Below are 18603 nucleotides of genomic sequence, written 5' to 3'. Positions count from 1 at the left end.
CCTTCAAATTTAATCTGAAGGGGCTTTTTAATTGGTCAATATTCATTGTTCGGGTACCAATCTAGTTGTACTACTTCAATATCAGGATTGCCTGTATTCACCAATTCTTTAAACTTGGCTACATCACTAACATCGGGTTTGCCTCTATAATGGTATGGGTATACTTGTTTTGGTTTAAAGGCAAGTACCCCTTTGGCAGCACTTTCAACGGTCATGGTGTAGGGTAAGTTCATACAAACAAAAGCCATGTCGATATTTTTTAGACTTCTCATTTCTGGAATATCTTCCGTGTCGCCAGAAAAATAGATTCGTTGATCGCCCATTTTCAATACATAGCCATTGCCCCTTCCTTTTTCATGAAAATTCTTGGCCTCTTCCCGCAGGTTGTACATAGCGATGGCCTCTACGGTAATACCAAATCGCTTTTTCGATTCCCCATTGGCTAAAATATCCAATTGTGTGGTAAACTCTTCCGGTAATTTATCGGCTACTGCCTTGGGAGCAATTATTTTGGCTCTTGAGGTATTTAGTTCCTGTAGGGTCTCAACGCTTAGGTGGTCACCGTGAATATCGGTAATCAATATTAAATCTGGCAGTTCTTGTCCTTCAAAGGCCTTTGCACCGCCCACAGGGTCTATATAAACCGTAATATCGTTCCATTGAAGTATGGCGGTAGCGTGTTCTATTGGAATAATGGATACGGAACTATTCGTCTCCTCTTTCGATGGTTTTGAAACGGCATTTTGGTTTTGTGATGTTTCATTAATCTTAGAATTCGGTCTTTTTTCGTTTTTACATGAAAAAATGAAGAGTACTAAAATAATAGGTACAAACAGTTTTGCTTTTTTCATAGGAGTGGTTTTAGGGTTTATATTATTAATTCCATTTTAATATCACTTCGGACATAAGGTAGGTGTGCTTCCAACTTTATCTCTTTAAACCCGAACTTTTTATATATGTGTAGGGCTGGGCCTAATTTGGTACTGGAATATAATTCAATTTTCTTGCAATTTTTCTGTTTGGCAAAATCAATAGCGGTTGCCAACATTTTTTGGCCGATCTTTAAGCCTTGATGTTTTTCGCTTACGGCCATTTTGCCCAATTCATATGACGTCTCGTTTTTCTTGATCAAGGCATAACACCCTACAGGTACTTCCTTTATAATAGCTATAAAGATGTAGCCTCCTTTGTCAATTATGTTCTCTTGGCAATTGTTTAATAGCTCAGTGTCCTTGTTTTCAACTTCAAAATATTTGTTTAACCATGACAGGTTTAAGTCTCTAAAGGCTTTAGCGTATTTTGGTTCGTACGAAATTATTTTTAGCATAGACAGTATCTGAATCGGTGACGATATAAAATTATATAATTGATGGGCAGTAAGCCTCTATGAAAATTATTTAACAATAAAAAATCTAAAAATTAGTTCTTTGCGTATATAGTATTGATACAAACAATTATTTTAGCTTAAACCAACGCGATTAATTAAAAATTACATTATGACTGAAACAAAAAGTAACAATGGATTGAAGGTCTTGGCCGCTTTGCTGGGTGTGGTACTTTTAGGTACTATTATATACACCGTAAGTCTTTATCAAGATAAGAAAAAGACAGAAAGTGTTCTTACCAAGGAAAAGGAACTTGTGGTCGAGGATTTGAATAGCCTTAAATCAGAATATGATAAGGCAATTTTGGAGAGCAATGCCACCAATGAGGAATTGGTTACCGCAAGGGACAACATTGCAAAGTATATTGACTCTGTAAAAACGATGAAAGCCGATATTTCTACACTTTCTAGATATAGAAGACAAGTAAGTGTTTTAAAAGCGGAAAGAGAACAGTTGTTAAAACAAGTTGATTCTTTGACAAGGTCTAACACTATGATCGCTATGCAAAGAGATAGCACCTACGTAGAATTGGAAAAACAAACTGTTTTTAACGATTCTTTGGTTGTTCAAAACACCCAATTGGCCGATGCAGTTGAAAAAGGTTCTGCCTTGAACTTGTCTAAAATCAACGTAGATGCAGTAAAAGAACGTAACAGTGGTAAATTGGTTTCTACACAAAGAGCCAGGGCTACCGACAAATTTAAGATCTGTTTTACAATTGCCGATAACGTTATTGCGCAAGCGGGTGATAGAGAATTTTATATAGAGGCTTTAGATCCCCAAGGAAATGTAATGGGAGAGAGCTTCTCTAAGACGAACGATGAAGGTGCTTCTATTACTTATTCTAAGTCAACTAGCTTCTACTATGAAAATAAAAGCTTGGACATCTGTGATTATTTGAACAAGCCTGCAGGTGATTTCAAAAGTGGAAAATACATGGTAAATGTATATGACGATAAACTTAAATTATTGGGTACATCTCAATTTACCCTGAAATAATAAACACATACACTATCCATTAAATAAAAAATGGCGGTCTGTTACAGACCGCCATTTTCATTTTATATTATTTAGTTAGGTCTATTTTAAACTGCCTACCATGTCTTCGGGTTTTACCCATTCGTCATAATCTTCTGCAGAAACGTAACCTAGGTTAATAGCTTCTTCTTTTAGGGTAGTACCGTTTTTATGCGCCGTATTGGCTATTTCGGCGGCTTTGTAATATCCTATTTTGGTATTCAGTGCCGTAACCAGCATTAAAGAATTGTTCAAAAGTTGTTTAATAACCTCATGGTTGGGCTCTATGCCTTTGGCACAGTGTTCTTCAAAGCTAGTGCAGGCATCACCTAATAATTGTGCGGACTGTAAAATATTGGCGGCCATAACCGGTTTAAAAACATTAAGTTCATAATGTCCTTGGGTGCCACCAACGGTTATAGCAACATCGTTGCCCATTACTTGTGCGCACACCATTGTTAATGCTTCACATTGGGTAGGGTTCACTTTACCCGGCATTATAGAGCTTCCTGGTTCGTTCGCGGGAATAATTATTTCACCGATACCTGAACGTGGACCAGAAGCCATCATTCTAATATCGTTTGCAATTTTGTTCAAAGAAACGGCAAGTTGCTTTAAGGCCCCATGACTTTCTACAATGGCGTCGTGCGCTGCAAGTGCTTCAAATTTATTGTCGGCCGTCTTAAAAGGAAGCCCTGTGAAATCTGAAATGTATTTGGCCACCAACACATCGTATCCGGCAGGGGTATTCAATCCTGTACCTACTGCGGTGCCTCCTAAGGCTAATTCGCTTAAATGGTCCAGGGTGTTTTTTAATGCCGCCAATCCATGGTCCAGTTGAGAAACGTATCCAGAAAACTCTTGGCCCAAGGTTAATGGGGTAGCATCCATTAGGTGGGTTCTACCGATCTTCACTACATTTTTAAACTCTTTTGCTTTATTGTTTAAAGTGTCCCTTAGTTTTGTGACTCCTGGGATGGTAACTTCAACAATTTTTTTATATGCAGCAATATGCATGCCCGTGGGGAAGGTATCGTTTGAAGATTGTGATTTGTTGACATCATCATTGGGTTGTATGGTTTTTTCTCCTTCACCAATAACGTTGCCGGCCAATTCATGTGCCCTGTTGGCAATTACCTCGTTAACGTTCATATTGCTTTGTGTACCTGAACCGGTCTGCCAGATAACAAGAGGAAACTGGTCATCATGTTTGCCCTGTAAAATTTCATCACATACGGTGGCGATCAAATCTCTTTTTGTTTCGCTCAAGACGCCCAACTCGCAATTAGCAAAAGCGGCAGATTTCTTTAAATAGGCAAAACCATATATTATGTCCAAAGGCATAGAGGCCCTTGGTCCAATTTTAAAGTTATTGCGAGATCGCTCGGTTTGGGCGCCCCAGTATTTGTCTTTGGGTACCTTAACTTCGCCCATGGTATCTTTTTCTATTCTGTAACTCATGATGATAAATTTTTAGAATAACAAAGTTAGCAGATTAACGAATTATTTGGGGATCATTGAGAATTAAATATTTTTTAAATTTGATTTGCAAAATTTAGGTATTTCAAAGTATCTTTGGAGCGTAAAACTTATGATTATGTTTGATTTTGACCAATATTTAGGATTTTTAGCATTTTTGACGATATTGACCATTGGTTTTTGGTTGATGATATTTTTATTAACGTTCGTTGTTCCGTATTGGTTGTTTGGTAATATAAAAGAATTGTTGAAAGAAAGGCGCGATAAGAAAAGGGCCGCCGCCGATAATATATAACGAAAAGGGAAGCAAAAAGCTTCCCTTTTTTGTTGCCGCTAAATTTATTTTCCTCCTTCTTAGTTGAGGTCTTTAATTGGTTATGTTCTCTTTTTACGGTTTCTTACCTTACATAAGAACTTTTTGATAAGTTATAGGTTTATGTGGTAGATTTTTATTTATAGAAAGAAAAGAACCAAAATCACATTGTATATAATAAAAAAACGGGAAGCGAATAGCTTCCCGTTTTTTTATAGAGGTTTTTACTGTTAACCTTCTATTTCTTCCTCCATGTCTTCTGCAGGACCTCTATTGTTGCCTCTGTTACGTTCTTTTGGCTGATTGAACCTATATACGAAACCTAAGGTAATTTGTCTTTGTCTCCATTGAAATTCGCTATCGGAGGTAAAGAATTCGGTTTCGGTGTAGGACTTTCTTTTTCTAGAGTTCAATAAATCACTAATGTTCATAGAAAGTGTTCCGTTGTCGTTCAGTATATCTTTACTAAAGGCAAGGTTCAATGATAATATCCCTTTGTATTCGGTCTGTGCAGTTTGTGAAGGCCCTCTATAAAAGGCATTCGTCTGCCAATCTATTTTTGCAGGTAAAGACACCTTAGAGCTGAACCTTGCAAACCAACTTGTATTGGTTGCGCCATAATCTACACCGTTAAAATCACCTTCGGTAGAGAATCTAAAAAAGTTGAAACTAGAATTTAAACGTAACCATTTGGTCGGGTTGTAAAGCATTCCCGCTTCAGCGCCGATTCTGTCGTTTGTAGACAGGTTAATAGGTATGGTCCTAATTATTTCTATACCATCGGTAGTTGTTTGTCCTGTTTCTTCTTGTACGCTTTGAAAAGAGTTGGTCTCTCTTTGGTAATAAATAGAAGAGGTAAATGTTAATTTGTCCCATCTTTTTAAGTAACCAACATCAAAAGCGTTAGAATATGCTGGATCTAGATCAGGATTTCCCTGAAAAATATTGGTTCTACTTGAACGGGAAGGAAAAGGGTTTACATACCTACCTCTTGGCCTATTGATTCTTCTGTTATAACCAAGTGATATATTTTCATTATCCGCCAATTCAAATATGAAATTAACCGTAGGGAAAAGTCCCAAGTAATTTTTATCAAAATTTAAATCAACGTCTACACCAAATTGTTCTTCTAGTTCGCTACTGTCATATTCAGAATCCAATTCCCCTTTAAGTTGTGTGTTTTCTAATCGTAATCCTAATAAGAAAGAAAATTTTCCGAATTTGTTACCGTATTGGGTATACAGGGCATTTACGTTTTCTGTATAGGTGAACATATTGGTCAAATCTTTATTGATGTCGAACAGACCGGTATCTTGGTTCAAAGAATCCAAACGGTAATCTGTAGCATCTTTTTCGAACGTTCCTCTGTAACCTGCTTCAAATTGTGCATCTCCCATCGGAAGTACATAATCTGCCTGAACTAAGTATTCGTCTTCTATTTCTGTTTCATAGACCTTTTCTAATGCGATTAAACTCTCATCGGGCATGGTATTGTTTTCCTCGATAATAGAAATTTTATTTTGGTCACCTTTAGAATATTGTAGGTCTACTGTTAATTTTTGACCATCTTCGTTCAGATTGTTTACATAGTTTAATGAAAACTGGTAGTTTTCATCATCCTCATTTTCGTCTTCAGTCCTAAACGTTTCACTGTTCAGTGCGCTATCGACATATCTCTTGTTGGTATTTTCGGTTTCATCTTCACTATCGGATGTTCTGTAGAAAACACTACCTGTAATAGAGGAAGTTTCTGTTAAGAAATACTCTAAACCTAAGTTGGTGTTAAACCCTTTTCTTAACCTATTGTATTCCCTGTCTTCAATTAGCCTATCGTAGGTTCCAGAAGTATACGTGTTATCGTAAAAGGCATTTCCGGGTGCGTCTCTATAACTATATCCGGTGGTGTTGAAGATATTGAACTTATCGGTTCTTAAATTTACGTTTGCGGAAATACCACTGTTTACGGGGTAACCAATGGTTGTGTTTACCGAACCGTTGAAACCTAGTGTCTTTTCTTTCTTTAACACAATGTTCAGTATACCGGCGGTACCCTCGGCATCATAACGTGCAGAGGGGCTTGTGATAACCTCTACTTTTTCTATGGCATCTGCAGGCAATTGTGTAAGGGCGTCCGTAGAACCAAATCCGGCAAGGGCAGATGGTTTGCCGTTTATCAATATTCTAACATTTTCGTTACCTCTTAAACTGATGGCCCCTTCTACATCAACATCTACAGAGGGTACGTTGTTAAGGGCATCTGTAATGGTGGCCCCGCTATTGGTAAGGTCTTTGCCGATATTGTAGATTTTCTTGTCCAACCGTACTTCTACCGTTGTTTTTTCACCGACAACTTCTACTCCTTCTAGCTGAGCAACATCCAAAGCTAATCTTACCGTACCCAAATCTTTTGATTCGCTTAGGGTTTGATTAGGTAGGGTATACGACTTATAAGAAATGTACTCTATTCTTATGTTGTATTTGCCCGGAGTGGTTTCGACGCTAAATTTACCGTCCATGTCCGTAATGCCTCCAGTGATTTTTTGTGGGTTTTGTGCGTCTTGTAAAACTAAGGTTGCGTATTCTAAAGGTTCTCCTGTTTCTTGGTCCAGTACTGTACCGGTGATTTTGATCGATGTTTGGCCATTTTCCCGGCCTCCTCCTGGTCTTTGACTTATAATAGGGTTGAAAGTTAGTAATAGCAGGAGTAAAGGGAAAAGTTTTTTCATTAGTTTAGTTTTTGTTTTTCTTTTGTTTCTTTTTTTGTTTTTTCTTCTTTTTCAATGTTTTCGCGACTCCATTTTTTTGAAGTTCAACAAAAGCCTCATATTTATCGGCTGGCAGGCCGGCCCTTAGTTCTTCGTCTTGTTTTTTGGTAATGTTTTCATAAACTTCCCTCATTTTTTCAGGTGGAAGCTTTAAAATTTGAGCTTCGATTCTTTCCTGAACGTATTTTTTTAAAACAGAACTTAATACGGCACTTTCAAAATCGTTTAGTTGTAACGCCTCGGTAATAGAGGGCATTTCAGCATCAACAATTTCTTCGGCTGTTTTGGGCTCTTCTTCTTTGGGGGTCTCTTGGGCTTGCGGAATACCAGTTCTCTGTCTTCCATAACCGTAACCTCCTCTTCCATAGCCATAACCTCCGTAACCATATTGGCCATAAATTTCACTGCCGGCAAATAATAATAGTACTACGGCAAAAACATTAAAACGACTAAGTATTAAAATATTTTTCATAACGTTAGATTGTGAAATTATACTTTGGTTTAAGTATGATTGGTTAATTATTTGTTAATTGTTGAGACCCCTAAATCATAAATTTATGAAATCAGGTTCTCTATGTTGGCAGAAGGTCTGCCTATGACCGCCCTGCCATCTTTTACGACGATAGGTCTTTCTATTAATTTGGGGTGTTTTATCATGGCGTCCAATATATCTTCATCTGATAAGAGTCTGTTTCTGTAATTTTCTTTCCAAATGGCTTCATTTTTTCTTACCAGGTTTTCGGCCGTGATGCCAAGACACTTTAAAACTTCCCTTAGCTCTTCTTTTGAAGGTATATCTTCAAGATATCTTTTGACTTCAAATTTCTTGCCAGACTTTTCCAATAGTTCTAATCCTTCCCTAGATTTTCTACATCTTGGATTGTGGTATATCTTAATCATTGTTGTATAATTAGTGTAAACAGTTTATTCTTCTTCTTTTTGGCCCATCATCATTAGGTAAGATTTTAAGAACGCGTCTATATCGCCATCCAATACGGCATCTACATTGCCTGTTTCCTCTCCGGTTCTAACATCCTTTACCAATTTATAGGGGTGCATTACATAATTTCTAATTTGTGAGCCCCATTCTATTTTCATTTTTGAGGACTCAATTTCTTGTCGAGCTTCCATTTTCTTGCGCAGCTCTATTTCATAAAGTTGGGATTTCAACATTTTCATGGCCGTGGCACGGTTATCGTGCTGACTTCTAGAATCGGAACATGAAATTTGAATTCCCGTGGGGTGGTGTACCAATTGTACTTTGGTTTCCACTTTATTTACATTCTGCCCACCGGCACCACTAGATCTAGCCGTTGTAATGGTTATATCTGCTGGGTTTACATCAATTTCGATGCTATCGTCCACCAATGGGTACACGTAAACCGAAACAAAAGAGGTGTGCCTTTTTGCATTGCTGTCGAAAGGTGAGATACGTACCAAACGGTGTACGCCATTTTCGCCTTTTAGCCAACCAAAGGCAAACTCTCCGTCGATTTCTAATGTTACGGTCTTAATACCGGCAACGTCCCCTTCTTGAAAATTGAGTTCTTTTACCTTGTACCCATTTTTTTCGGCCCACATCATGTACATGCGCATCAACATTGCTGCCCAATCGCAACTCTCTGTACCTCCGGCGCCTGCCGTAATTTGCAAAACTGCGGGCAGTTCGTCGCCTTCTTCTGAAAGCATGTTCTTGAACTCCATTTTTTCCAACGCATCCAAAGCCTTTTTGTATTGCAAGTCTACTTCTTCTTCAGATACCTCGCCTTCTTGCTGAAATTCTATCAGTACCTCTAGGTCGTTAACTAAAGTACTGGCCGCATTATAGTCGTCTACCCATTTCTTTTTGGACTGAATATATTTCATGTGGGCCTGGGCTTCTTGGGGGTTGTCCCAAAAATCCGGAGCTAATGTTTTCTCTTGTTCGTTTTCTATTTCTATAAGTTTGGCATCAATGTCAAAGATACCTCCTTAACGCACCAAGGCGATCAATAAGACCTTTATAGTGGTCTGTAGTTATACTCATCTAGATAAAATTTCTGGTAAAAATAGTATTCTTTTTTACCAAATTTGGAATTGTTGATATCTGTTTTATTGTTGTGCTGCCTTTTGCTGGCTTACTACCGAGACGGAGTGTGAAGTTTTGTTGGATCCTTGGGTATAAATAACGCCTTTTAGAGGTGAGCAGTCATCATAATCCTTTCCATGGCTAACTTTGATGTGGTTGTGGTCTGCTACAATATTGTTTGTGGGGTCAAATCCGACCCATCCTAATGAAGGTATATACGTTTCTGCCCATGCGTGCATTTGAGAATCTCCAAAAAAGCCACTTTCATGATTTAAATAACCCGAAACATATCTGGCTGGTATTCCGTTTAGTTTTGATATCGCACAGAAAAGGTGTGTAAAATCTTGGCATACCCCATGCTTTTTATCTATTATTTCGTCTAGGGTGGTATTTACATCTGTAACGCCGGCGGTGTATTGTAGGTATATGTAGGTCCAGTTGTTCAAGGCCAACAAATTTTCATAGATAGATAGAGAGGGGATAAATTCAAAAAGGCCTGTTTTTGAATTGGGGATCGAGGTAAGACGTGTTTCCCTAAGATATTTTTCGAAATCTACTTTGAAATCTGTCGTAGATGCCAATCTGGAATATTCCTCCATTGATGGGGTAGATGGTGTTCGGGTATTGTCCTGAAAAGATTTTATAATTTTAAAAGTAGCTTTAAATGATATTTCTTTGAATTTTTTTCTGGTATGTAGTCGAATGGTATTAAAGCCGTAACCGTTAATGGAAAACTGGTTTATGGCATGTATGGAATTTGTGAAATCGATAGAGACCAAATCTTGCGTTTCATTCTCTTCCGGAATAATCAAAAATTGCCAAAAAGCATCATCGACCCAATTTTCATACGTGTTTTCGGCTGTATAGGTAACAGTATATTCTTTCGACATAAACTTTCTGCATTATTGTTACAAAAATAGATTATTTAATTCTCTAATAATTAAAGAACTCTTCATTTATCTTATTGCTTATGTCGTTTAGACTTTTGAGTATGTTTTCAATAAGGGATTTAATGTCTTGCTCTATTTCTTCTATATATTTATACTGGTATTCTGCGCGCACCCTTCCAATTAAGAAAGTGGTGGAGTTTTTATCATATCTTTTTTTGGGGTTCAATATTTTTACATGCCGATAGACTTGATTAAGTGAATTCATGACCGATCGAGGGCAGTTTGGATTCAGAATCAAAAACTCTAGAGTGGAAATGCTGGTCGGGGTTTTTTTATAAATTCTTCTCATCATATCATAAGATTCCGCACATTTTAGTAAGGTGGCCCATTCGGCACTTTTGCTAAAGAGTACATTGTTGTCTCCATGGGTCAACAATGCGTCGTTGTATTTTGCGTTTATCATACGTGTAACCTGCGTGGCTCTTTCTATATTGACACCCATTAAAATAATGGCATAAATAGAATCGTGCAGAAGGGTTCCCCTTATTTTTCCCCTTAAAATTGCGCTCATTTCCGAAATATTGGTGGTAAAGTCATACAATCCACTTTTAACAAATATTTCTCTAGGGTAATTCAGCACAAAATGGTAAAATTTATTGATGGCCTCATAGAGTTCCGTTGAAATCAGGTCTCTGGCGCTATTGGCATTTTCCCTAGCTTGTTTTACATTGTTCAATATTGAAAATTCAAAATTGGGGTCAAGGCCTATCTTATATAGAATGTCCTCTTCCTTTAATATTATGTTATTGTCTTTTTCCGGTTCTCCAACCATGAACAACATAGATCTCAATACAAATTGGCGATCTTGCGACAGTTGATTGGGGGCATCTAACGAAGAAAAATAATTAACGTTCATGTACCGTGCTATATGTTCGGAACGTTCGATATAACGGCCCATCCAAAAAAGATTGTTGGCTACTCTTGCTAACATATGATTTATTATTTTTTTAGTACCCAGGTATCTTTTGACCCACCTCCTTGAGAAGAGTTTACTATTAGATTTCCTTTTTTTAGGGCCACTCTTGTTAATCCGCCCTTTAGTACAAATTGCTTGTCCTCTCCTAAAATTGTAAAGGTCCTAAGGTCTACATGGCGTTGCTCAAAAGATTCACTTTTATCTATGTAGGTAGGGTGCACCGATAAAGACATGATGGGTTGGGCAACATATTTTCTTGGGCATTCCTTTATCTGTTTTCTAACCTTTTCTATTTCTTCTTTGCTCAAACTGTCTCCAATAGAAATACCATAACCGCCGGCCTCGTCTACGGGTTTTATTACAAGGTCTTTTATATTGTCAAGAACATACTCCAATTCTGACGGTCTACTACAATGATAGGTGTGTACATTGTTTAAGATGGGTTCTTCCCCAAGGTAGTATCTTATGATTTCTGGCATGTAGGTGTATACTGCTTTGTCGTCGGCAACTCCTGTGCCAGGGGCATTTGCCAAGGTTACGTTGCCTTTTTTGTATGCTGAGAATAGTCCGGGTACCCCTAATGCGGAATCTGGCCTAAACTCTAAAGGGTCTAGAAAACTATCATCGATACGACGGTAGATAACATCTACCTTTTCTGGTCCTTGGATTGTTTTCATATAAACAAAGTCGTTCTCGACGAAAAGGTCTCTACCTTCAACTAGCTCAACACCCATGGTCTTTGCCAAATAAGAATGTTCGTAAAAGGCCGAGTTGTACATGCCCGGGGTAATGACTACACAATTGGGTATATCTACCCCTTTGGGTTTAACAGACTCCAAAAGGTCTAAAAGGTTTTCTGCATAATTTGTAACGGTATGTGTTTTGTAATGGTTGAATACGCCGAACAAAGCTCTTTTTAGGGCTGTTCGGTTGCAAATTACATAACTTACCCCCGAAGGGCACCTAATATTGTCTTCCAATACATAGTATTTGCCGTCTTTGTGCTTAATGATGTCGGTTCCCGAAATGTGGTTGTAAATGCCGCCCGGAGGATCTATACCGTTCATTTGGTCTAGATAGTTTACCGACGAGGTGATAAGTTCTAAGGGAACAATGTTTTCACGAAGAATGTTCTTGTCATGGTAAATATCCCATAAAAATAGATTTAAGGCCTTGCTTCTCTGAATAGAACCTTTTTCTATAATTTCCCATTCATCGTAATCTATAATCCGGGGAAAAAGGTCAAATGGGAAAATCTTTTCCTGTACATTGTCTTCCCCGTAGACCTGAAAGGTTATACCTTGATTAAAAAATGAGGATTTTGCCTTTGAATTTAGATTTACATAATCTTGGATGGAATGCCCTCCATAAATATCGAATAATTTTTGGTAAACAGCTTTTACCTTCCCTTCATCATCATAAATTTCATCATATAAATCAGGGTTTTTTTGATAGGATGAGAAAATTTGATTTTTGATGTTGGTCATACAATTTAGTTTTCCTAAAAGGTAATTTTTATTCTGTTAAAAACATATGATATTTTAATATTAATAGGACTCGAATATTTCGTTTTCAATAATTAAAACACGAATTTTTATTTAAATCCTGTTTTTTGGTTTTGGTGGCCCACTATAAAAAGTATTAACTAGAATTTGCATATTTTTAATGCTAAAACCAATTATGACCATGAAAAAAGCGCTACCGTTATTTTTGACCCTTACCCTTTTTTGTGCGGTCTTTGTATCTGCACAGTTCTCTGAAAAAAAGAAGAATTTTGAAAAATATGAAGGATTTTTTGACTTCTATTATGACGAAGGCAACGATAAAATATTTCTAGAGGTGAAGGACCTTGAGAAAGAATTTCTTTATGTATCCTCATTGAGCAGTGGAATAGGAAGTAATGATATTGGCCTTGATAGGGGGCAATTGGGTAATGAGCGGGTGGTATTCTTTAGAAAGGCGGGAAACAAACTTCTGTTGGTTCAGCCTAATTTAAAATTTAGGGCATTGACCGATAATGAGCTTGAAAAAAAATCAGTAGAACAGGCCTTTGCAAAGTCCGTTTTGTTCGGTTTTCCTATCGAAGAACAAAAAAACGGGGTTTATGTAATCGATATTACCAACTTTTTAATGCAAGACACACATGGCGTGTCTGCCAGGTTACAACGTAGCGATCAAGGTAATTATTCTTTGGACAAAGAGAAAAGTGCTATTGACTTGGATAGGACCAAAGCCTTTCCAAAAAATATAGAGTTCGATGTTACCATGACCTTTAAAGGGAGCCCTAAAGGAAGTTATGTAAGAAGTGTGGTGCCTACTCCAGGTTTAATAACGGTAGCGCAACATTACTCTTTTATAGAACTACCCGACGACGGATTTAAAAAACGGGCTTTTGATCCTAGATCGGGGGCTTATCCTTTTTCTTACTATGATTATGCGACACCTGTAGAGGAATCGTTGATTAAAAGATTTATTCCGCGCCATCGTTTAGAGAAAAAAAATCCTGATCTAGAGGTTAGTGAGGCCGTTGAGCCCATTATTTATTATTTGGACAATGGTACGCCAGAACCTGTAAGGTCTGCCCTATTGGATGGTGGCAGATGGTGGAACCAAGCTTTTGAAGCTATTGGTTTCAAAAATGCGTTTCAAGTAAAGATGTTGCCGGACGATGCCGACCCGTTAGATATAAGGTACAACGTTATACAATGGGTACATAGATCTACAAGAGGGTGGAGCTATGGGGCAAGTGTGGCCGACCCAAGAACAGGAGAAATAATTAAGGGGCATGTAAGTTTGGGTAGTTTGCGAATTCGTCAAGACTTTTTAATAGCACAGGCCTTAATGAACAAACCTTTTGCGGAACGTGACGATAATTATAAAACAATGTTAGATTTGGCTCTGGCACGTATCCGTCAGTTATCGGCTCATGAAATAGGGCATACCTTGGGTTTTGCCCATAACTTTGCCGCTAGTACCAATAATAGGGCATCTGTAATGGATTACCCACATCCACAATTTTCATTAAAAAATGGGGAAATAGATTTTACCGATGCATATGACACCGGTATTGGGGAGTGGGACAAGGTAACGGTGGCTTACGCCTATAGTGTTTTTCCTGAAGGAACCGATGAACGAGAGGCCTTGAACAAAATTTTGGAAGATGCCTCGGCCAAAGGTCTAAGATATATATCTGACCAAGACGCAAGACCAATGGGAGGGGCGCATGCCTATGCCCATTTATGGGACAACGGAAAATCTATTAGTGATGAACTTAAGGCTATGTTGGGTGTCAGAAAAACGGCCATTTCCAATTTTTCTATAGATAATATTAAAACCAACGAACCAAATTCTGTATTGGAAGATGTGTTTGCGCCTTTATACTTTTTTCATAGGTACCAAACAGAAGCGGCTACAAAGGTAGTCGGTGGCTTGGATTATAACTATACGGTAAAGGGAGACGGGCAGTTGACCGTTGCTCCTGTAGACAAAAAGAGCCAAGAACAGGCGTTAAAGGCAGTATTACTGACCTTGGACGCTGAAGAAATTGCGATACCAAAAGAAAAATTGTCCCTTTTTCCTCCTAGATCCATTGGTTATGGAAGAACAAGAGAGTCTTTAAAAGGAAAAACAGGAGTTGCCTTTGATGCATTATCAGCTCCGGAAACTGCTGCAGATATGACCTTAGAATTGCTTTTACATCCAGAAAGAGCCTCTAGGTTAATTCAACAAAAAGCCTTAGATCCCAATAACATTGGTTTACAAGAGGTATTACAAGAAGTGGTATCCAATACTTTTGATAAAAAGCATAAAGACCCTTACAAGAACGAGGTACAACAAAATATCAATTTTAGGGTATTGTTTTATATAATGAATCTTGCTGCAAGCGATAAGGTGCACCCTCAGGTAAATGCTATCGCTAACCAATATCTTCAAAAATTAAATCTTTCCGCTGCACAGGAAGCTATGAAAGACCCTATAAAGGGAGAAATTGCCAGAAGAATAAATAATTTCTACGAGTATCCAGAAACATTTAAGGTGGTACCTTCTCCAAAAATTCCCGATGGTTCACCTATAGGAATGGACTGCTTTCATTAAAATTTGACCTTCATTATAACATGAAAATAAATCTTATTAGTGATACGGTTACAAAACCTACACCTGGCATGTTAGATGCCATGATGTATGCAGAAGTAGGTGATGATGTATTTAAAAATGATCCATCTGTAAATAAGTTGGAAGAAAAAACGGCCAAATTGTTCGGAAAGGAAGCCGCGTTGTTTTTTCCAAGTGGCACCATGACCAATCAAACGGCGATCAAACTGCATACGCGACCAGGGGAACAGCTTATTTGCGATAAATATGCCCATGTGTTCAATTATGAAGGGGGTGGGGCGAGTTTTAATAGCGGGGTGTCCTGTAGACTGGTAGATGGTAATCGTGGAATGATGACCGCAGGTCAAGTGGAGGATGCCATTAATCCTCCCGATTTTTATCATAGTCCGTTAACCTCACTTGTTTGTATTGAAAATACCACGAATAAAGGAGGTGGTGCCTGTTGGGATTTTAGGGAGCTCAAGAAAATAGCGGACGTTTGTAAAAACCACGGTTTGGCATACCATTTGGACGGAGCCCGTTTATGGAATGCTTTGGTGGCAAAAAACGAAACACCAGAGCAGTATGGGGCTGTTTTTGATACCATAAGTGTATGCCTTAGTAAAGGATTAGGGTGTCCTGTAGGGTCTGTTCTCGTAGGGGATGCCAAAACGATTCATGATGCGGTCAGAATTCGAAAAATACTTGGTGGGGGTATGAGGCAGTCGGGGTTCTTGGCGGCGGCCGGCACCTATGCCTTGGACCACCATATAGAAAGGTTGGCCGAAGACCACTTAAGGGCAAAAGAAATAGGAGAGTTGCTTTTAGGGTTAAACTATATTAAAAAAGTAGAGCCTGTAGAGACGAATATTGTAATTTTTGAAATAGACGAAAATTATATGACCAGTTCTGAATTTACATCCAAGTTAGAGGAAAAGAATATATATATAATAAGTATGGGGCAAGGTAAGTTGAGAATGGTGACCCATTTAGATTATACCGATGATATGCACAATCGCTTTATGGAGGTGATTAAAAAACTATAATTTAATTTCTTTTCCTTGGCCGAGAATGTTCTTCAGGTTTTTAATGCCATTTTCCATTCCGGCCTCAGAAGTGTAAAGGCCACTGTTACCTATAATACGGCCCTGTTCGTTTGTAAGGTTGAAAAGAAATTTACCTTCAAAATTCGTTTTTCGCTCAAAACGTTTTGAGGAGGGGGTTGTTTTTAGGGCTTTTAAAGTGGTCTCCAGTATCTCTCTTTTTTCAAAAATAATACTTTCCAATAGCGTCTGTCCCGTTTCTGATTTTACCGTGAACCGGTAACCTTGGTTGTCAATTTTACCAACTTCTATCATAAGAATATCTTTCTATTAAAGATAGTCAATTAATATTTTTTTGAGGCCATATTTTAATTTTCTAAAAAAAATCTTAAAAAAAATGTGACCATTTAGAAATGTCTGTTTCTTAAACATTATAAACACTAATGATTAATTAAAGATCAGCCATTATGAAAAAAGTATTATTTCTTTTCACATTTGTTACCGCGTCTGTTGCAATGGCGCAAGATTTGCCCGCCGATCCCGAGCCGGGAAAATGTTATGTTCGTTGTACTACTCCGGACGTTTATGTCAATGAAACCGTAACGGTAACGGTTAAACCGGCCTATAAGGTCTTAAAAACCGTACCTGCAACTTACAAAACTGTCACAGAACGTGTTCTGGTAAAGGAAGAAGGTAAAAAGTTAACCGTGGTTCCGGCAAAATGGGGTACAGAGACCGTAACTTATGTATCTAAAGAAGGTGGAAACACTTTAAAAGTAGTTCCTTCTACCTTTAGGCCAAGCTCTGAAACAATAGAGATTAAGCCGGCATACGCCCAATGGGAATTAGGGGCGCCCGCACCTGATTGTGAATCTGGAAATCCGGATGATTGTAGGTATTGGTGTTACAAAGGGTACCCTGCAGAATTTGTGAACGTGGATACAGAAGTTTTGGCTTCTGACGCATCTACCGTTAAAACCCCTATTCCATCAGAAAATGGTTCTTATACCAAAAGAGTTTTGTTGGAGCCTGCCAAAGTGGTAGAGGAGATTATTCCAGCGGAGTATAAGACAATTACTAAAACGGTTTTGGATAAAGATGCTTACACTGTTGAAGAAATTGTACCTGCAGTAACAAAAACCATCACTAAAGAGGTGTTGAAAGAAAAAGGTGGACTTACTACTTGGAGAGAAGTTGAGTGTGCTTTAGTAGAGTACCAAGCTTTACCTATTAACTGGAATTTAGGAAGTGCTACATTAACTGCAGAGGCCAAAACGATCATTGATACCCGTTTAATGCCTGTTTTAAAGCAAAATCCTGGAGCTAAATTAGAAATCGCTTCCCATACAGACGTAAGGGGCAATGCTTCTTTTAACCAAGATTTGTCTGAAAGAAGGGCTAAGGCGGTAGCCGATTATTTAATAAGCAAAGGTGTAAACTCTAGCTTGTTGGTAGCCAATGGTTATGGTGAAACAAGAATTAAGAATAGATGTAAAGAAGGAGTTTCTTGTACAGAAAGAGAACACTCCGTTAACAGAAGAACAGAGTTTAGGTTAATAAATCAGTAAGCAGAATTTGCCCTAACAAAGTTCCCCCAATAGTTCCCGTAATAAAAAAGGCTTTCCAATCTGGAAAGCCTTTTTTTATAAATACTTTTTAAGGAGTTGCATGTGGTATCTAATATCGCCGTTCATTGCGTAGCCCGAATATTCGTCCAATACCTTTCCCTTTTTGTTTAAAACTTGAAACAAGGGGAATACTTTTCTTTTATTGAGTTTTGAAACCATTTGTTTGTTGTACGATAATTGATCGGGTGTTAGCAAATCTTGGTTTCGAGGCATATCTATATAGACCCAAATATAATTATCTGAAACATCATTGAACTCCGTAGTTTCAAAAAGGTCTTTTTTTAGCATTTTACACGGGGCACACCAATCACTTCCGGTAAAATATACCAACACCTTTTTATCTTGTTTTTTCGCTTTTTCAATAGCCGTGTCCAAATTATACTGCCATTCTATATTGCTGGGCTGCGCCTTTATTTCTTGTGCCATCAATAAGCATGGAAGAAATAAAAGTAATATCACTTTTTTCATTGTTTTGTTATTTAAGGGTAACGACCTTTATTACTTAAATAACGAATCCATTCCCGGAATATTGGGCATGCCTTCCTTTGCTACGGCGGCAAGTTCTGTTTCGTTGACCTTGGTGGCTTGCGCTATTGCCTTGTTTATGGTGAGTATCAAATAGTCTTCCAATTGTTCTTTGTCCTCTAAAAGGCTATCGGCAATTTCAATTTTCTTTATTTCCCTATTTGCTGTAATTGTGACCGTTAATGATCCGTCAGAATTTTTTTCCTCCAACATAACGGTATCCATTCTTTTTTTTGTGGCTTCTACTTTTTGCTGGGTCTCTTTAAGCTTGCCCATCATTCCCATCATATCTCCGAACATAGTTGATAAATTTATGTGTTTAGGGTGTAAAAGTAGTAAATTGAGCGGATACAGGTTTAATGATTAAAATCAATTCGATACACCCTATAGCCTCCCGGTATTTAGTTTTATTTTTGCATTTG

Annotated in this window: 18 protein-coding genes; 5 read left to right on the top strand and 13 right to left on the bottom strand. The window is 38.0% G+C overall.

What is annotated here, in order from left to right; translation table 11 throughout:
* Positions 1-35 precede the first annotated feature (35 nt).
* Positions 36-851, bottom strand: coding sequence for an MBL fold metallo-hydrolase (locus AB657_RS06115; RefSeq protein ID WP_047245686.1), 816 nt, complete (start codon positions 849-851; stop codon positions 36-38).
* 17 nt (positions 852-868) lie between these two features.
* Positions 869-1327: a GNAT family N-acetyltransferase gene (locus AB657_RS06110; protein WP_047245685.1), complete on the bottom strand. Its 459-nt coding sequence runs from the start codon at positions 1325-1327 to the stop codon at positions 869-871.
* Positions 1328-1496: 169 nt separating this feature from the next.
* On the opposite strand from AB657_RS06110, the gene AB657_RS06105 reads away from it, so the two are divergent.
* Complete coding sequence (locus AB657_RS06105) at positions 1497-2384, top strand: hypothetical protein (RefSeq protein ID WP_047245684.1); 888 nt, start codon at positions 1497-1499, stop codon at positions 2382-2384.
* A gap of 81 nt (positions 2385-2465) precedes the next feature.
* Here the strand turns inward: AB657_RS06105 and fumC are convergent, their stop codons facing one another.
* Positions 2466-3863 carry a class II fumarate hydratase gene (gene fumC / locus AB657_RS06100; protein WP_047245683.1) on the bottom strand — a complete coding sequence of 466 codons (1398 nt, stop codon included), beginning with the start codon at positions 3861-3863 and terminating at the stop codon, positions 2466-2468.
* A gap of 136 nt (positions 3864-3999) precedes the next feature.
* Between fumC and AB657_RS18055 the strand changes: the two genes are divergently transcribed.
* Positions 4000-4176: a hypothetical protein gene (locus AB657_RS18055; protein WP_047247838.1), complete on the top strand. Its 177-nt coding sequence runs from the start codon at positions 4000-4002 to the stop codon at positions 4174-4176.
* Positions 4177-4424: 248 nt separating this feature from the next.
* Here the strand turns inward: AB657_RS18055 and AB657_RS06090 are convergent, their stop codons facing one another.
* The 7 genes from AB657_RS06090 to AB657_RS06060 form a co-directional block, all read right to left on the bottom strand.
* The gene (locus AB657_RS06090; RefSeq protein ID WP_047245682.1) at positions 4425-6920 is read right to left on the bottom strand and encodes a TonB-dependent receptor domain-containing protein; all 2496 of its coding nucleotides are present in this window, start codon (positions 6918-6920) and stop codon (positions 4425-4427) included.
* A gap of 4 nt (positions 6921-6924) precedes the next feature.
* Positions 6925-7431: a hypothetical protein gene (locus AB657_RS06085; protein ID WP_047245681.1), complete on the bottom strand. Its 507-nt coding sequence runs from the start codon at positions 7429-7431 to the stop codon at positions 6925-6927.
* 83 nt (positions 7432-7514) lie between these two features.
* Complete coding sequence (gene arsC, locus AB657_RS06080; protein ID WP_047245680.1) at positions 7515-7859, bottom strand: arsenate reductase (glutaredoxin); 345 nt, start codon at positions 7857-7859, stop codon at positions 7515-7517.
* Positions 7860-7883: 24 nt separating this feature from the next.
* Positions 7884-8985 (bottom strand): peptide chain release factor 2 gene (gene prfB, locus AB657_RS06075; RefSeq protein ID WP_232304850.1). Its coding sequence is split into 2 segments (ribosomal slippage): positions 7884-8918 and positions 8920-8985, totalling 1101 coding nucleotides; the frame shifts between segments, so codons are not numbered across the junction.
* A gap of 65 nt (positions 8986-9050) precedes the next feature.
* The gene (locus tag AB657_RS06070; protein WP_047245678.1) at positions 9051-9917 is read right to left on the bottom strand and encodes a transglutaminase-like domain-containing protein; all 867 of its coding nucleotides are present in this window, start codon (positions 9915-9917) and stop codon (positions 9051-9053) included.
* Between the two features lie 43 nt (positions 9918-9960).
* Positions 9961-10908, bottom strand: coding sequence for an alpha-E domain-containing protein (locus tag AB657_RS06065; protein WP_047245677.1), 948 nt, complete (start codon positions 10906-10908; stop codon positions 9961-9963).
* A gap of 8 nt (positions 10909-10916) precedes the next feature.
* Positions 10917-12380, bottom strand: coding sequence for a circularly permuted type 2 ATP-grasp protein (locus AB657_RS06060; RefSeq protein WP_047245676.1), 1464 nt, complete (start codon positions 12378-12380; stop codon positions 10917-10919).
* 199 nt (positions 12381-12579) lie between these two features.
* On the opposite strand from AB657_RS06060, the gene AB657_RS06055 reads away from it, so the two are divergent.
* Together AB657_RS06055 and AB657_RS06050 are read left to right on the top strand one after the other, a co-directional pair.
* A complete protein-coding gene (locus AB657_RS06055; RefSeq protein ID WP_047247837.1) occupies positions 12580-14988 on the top strand; it encodes a zinc-dependent metalloprotease in 2409 nt (802 codons plus the stop codon).
* A gap of 20 nt (positions 14989-15008) precedes the next feature.
* Positions 15009-16031, top strand: coding sequence for a threonine aldolase family protein (locus AB657_RS06050; protein WP_047245675.1), 1023 nt, complete (start codon positions 15009-15011; stop codon positions 16029-16031).
* Here AB657_RS06050 and AB657_RS06045 read toward each other — a convergent pair.
* Positions 16026-16343: a YegP family protein gene (locus AB657_RS06045; RefSeq protein WP_047245674.1), complete on the bottom strand. Its 318-nt coding sequence runs from the start codon at positions 16341-16343 to the stop codon at positions 16026-16028. The genes AB657_RS06050 and AB657_RS06045 overlap by 6 nt on opposite strands.
* 152 nt (positions 16344-16495) lie before the next feature.
* Between AB657_RS06045 and AB657_RS06040 the strand changes: the two genes are divergently transcribed.
* Entirely contained in the window at positions 16496-17596 is a 1101-nt protein-coding gene (locus AB657_RS06040; RefSeq protein ID WP_047245673.1) for an OmpA family protein, read from the top strand.
* A 75-nt stretch (positions 17597-17671) separates the two neighbouring features.
* Here the strand turns inward: AB657_RS06040 and AB657_RS06035 are convergent, their stop codons facing one another.
* Both AB657_RS06035 and AB657_RS06030 read right to left on the bottom strand, forming a co-directional pair.
* The gene (locus AB657_RS06035) at positions 17672-18124 is read right to left on the bottom strand and encodes a thioredoxin family protein (RefSeq protein WP_047245672.1); all 453 of its coding nucleotides are present in this window, start codon (positions 18122-18124) and stop codon (positions 17672-17674) included.
* Between the two features lie 30 nt (positions 18125-18154).
* Positions 18155-18481: a YbaB/EbfC family nucleoid-associated protein gene (locus AB657_RS06030; protein ID WP_047245671.1), complete on the bottom strand. Its 327-nt coding sequence runs from the start codon at positions 18479-18481 to the stop codon at positions 18155-18157.
* Positions 18482-18603: the final 122 nt, after the last annotated feature.

The sequence above is a fragment of the Maribacter thermophilus genome, assembly GCF_001020565.1.
Lineage (GTDB): Bacteria > Bacteroidota > Bacteroidia > Flavobacteriales > Flavobacteriaceae > Maribacter > Maribacter thermophilus.
Note: the sequence above shows the minus strand (reverse complement) of the source record. Positions and strands in the feature narration are given on the sequence as shown.

Coding starts and splice junctions, on each gene's coding strand:
- fumC (WP_047245683.1), bottom strand. CDS start 3,863: ATGAGTTACAGAATAGAAAAAGATACCATGGGCGAAGTTAAGGTACCC.
- AB657_RS06055 (WP_047247837.1), top strand. CDS start 12,580: ATGAAAAAAGCGCTACCGTTATTTTTGACCCTTACCCTTTTTTGTGCG.
- AB657_RS06090 (WP_047245682.1), bottom strand. CDS start 6,920: ATGAAAAAACTTTTCCCTTTACTCCTGCTATTACTAACTTTCAACCCT.
- AB657_RS06035 (WP_047245672.1), bottom strand. CDS start 18,124: ATGAAAAAAGTGATATTACTTTTATTTCTTCCATGCTTATTGATGGCA.
- AB657_RS06105 (WP_047245684.1), top strand. CDS start 1,497: ATGACTGAAACAAAAAGTAACAATGGATTGAAGGTCTTGGCCGCTTTG.
- AB657_RS06115 (WP_047245686.1), bottom strand. CDS start 851: ATGAAAAAAGCAAAACTGTTTGTACCTATTATTTTAGTACTCTTCATT.
- AB657_RS06030 (WP_047245671.1), bottom strand. CDS start 18,481: ATGTTCGGAGATATGATGGGAATGATGGGCAAGCTTAAAGAGACCCAG.
- AB657_RS06065 (WP_047245677.1), bottom strand. CDS start 10,908: ATGTTAGCAAGAGTAGCCAACAATCTTTTTTGGATGGGCCGTTATATC.
- AB657_RS06045 (WP_047245674.1), bottom strand. CDS start 16,343: ATGATAGAAGTTGGTAAAATTGACAACCAAGGTTACCGGTTCACGGTA.
- AB657_RS06050 (WP_047245675.1), top strand. CDS start 15,009: ATGAAAATAAATCTTATTAGTGATACGGTTACAAAACCTACACCTGGC.
- arsC (WP_047245680.1), bottom strand. CDS start 7,859: ATGATTAAGATATACCACAATCCAAGATGTAGAAAATCTAGGGAAGGA.
- AB657_RS06110 (WP_047245685.1), bottom strand. CDS start 1,327: ATGCTAAAAATAATTTCGTACGAACCAAAATACGCTAAAGCCTTTAGA.
- AB657_RS06040 (WP_047245673.1), top strand. CDS start 16,496: ATGAAAAAAGTATTATTTCTTTTCACATTTGTTACCGCGTCTGTTGCA.
- AB657_RS06070 (WP_047245678.1), bottom strand. CDS start 9,917: ATGTCGAAAGAATATACTGTTACCTATACAGCCGAAAACACGTATGAA.
- AB657_RS18055 (WP_047247838.1), top strand. CDS start 4,000: ATGTTTGATTTTGACCAATATTTAGGATTTTTAGCATTTTTGACGATA.
- AB657_RS06085 (WP_047245681.1), bottom strand. CDS start 7,431: ATGAAAAATATTTTAATACTTAGTCGTTTTAATGTTTTTGCCGTAGTA.
- AB657_RS06060 (WP_047245676.1), bottom strand. CDS start 12,380: ATGACCAACATCAAAAATCAAATTTTCTCATCCTATCAAAAAAACCCT.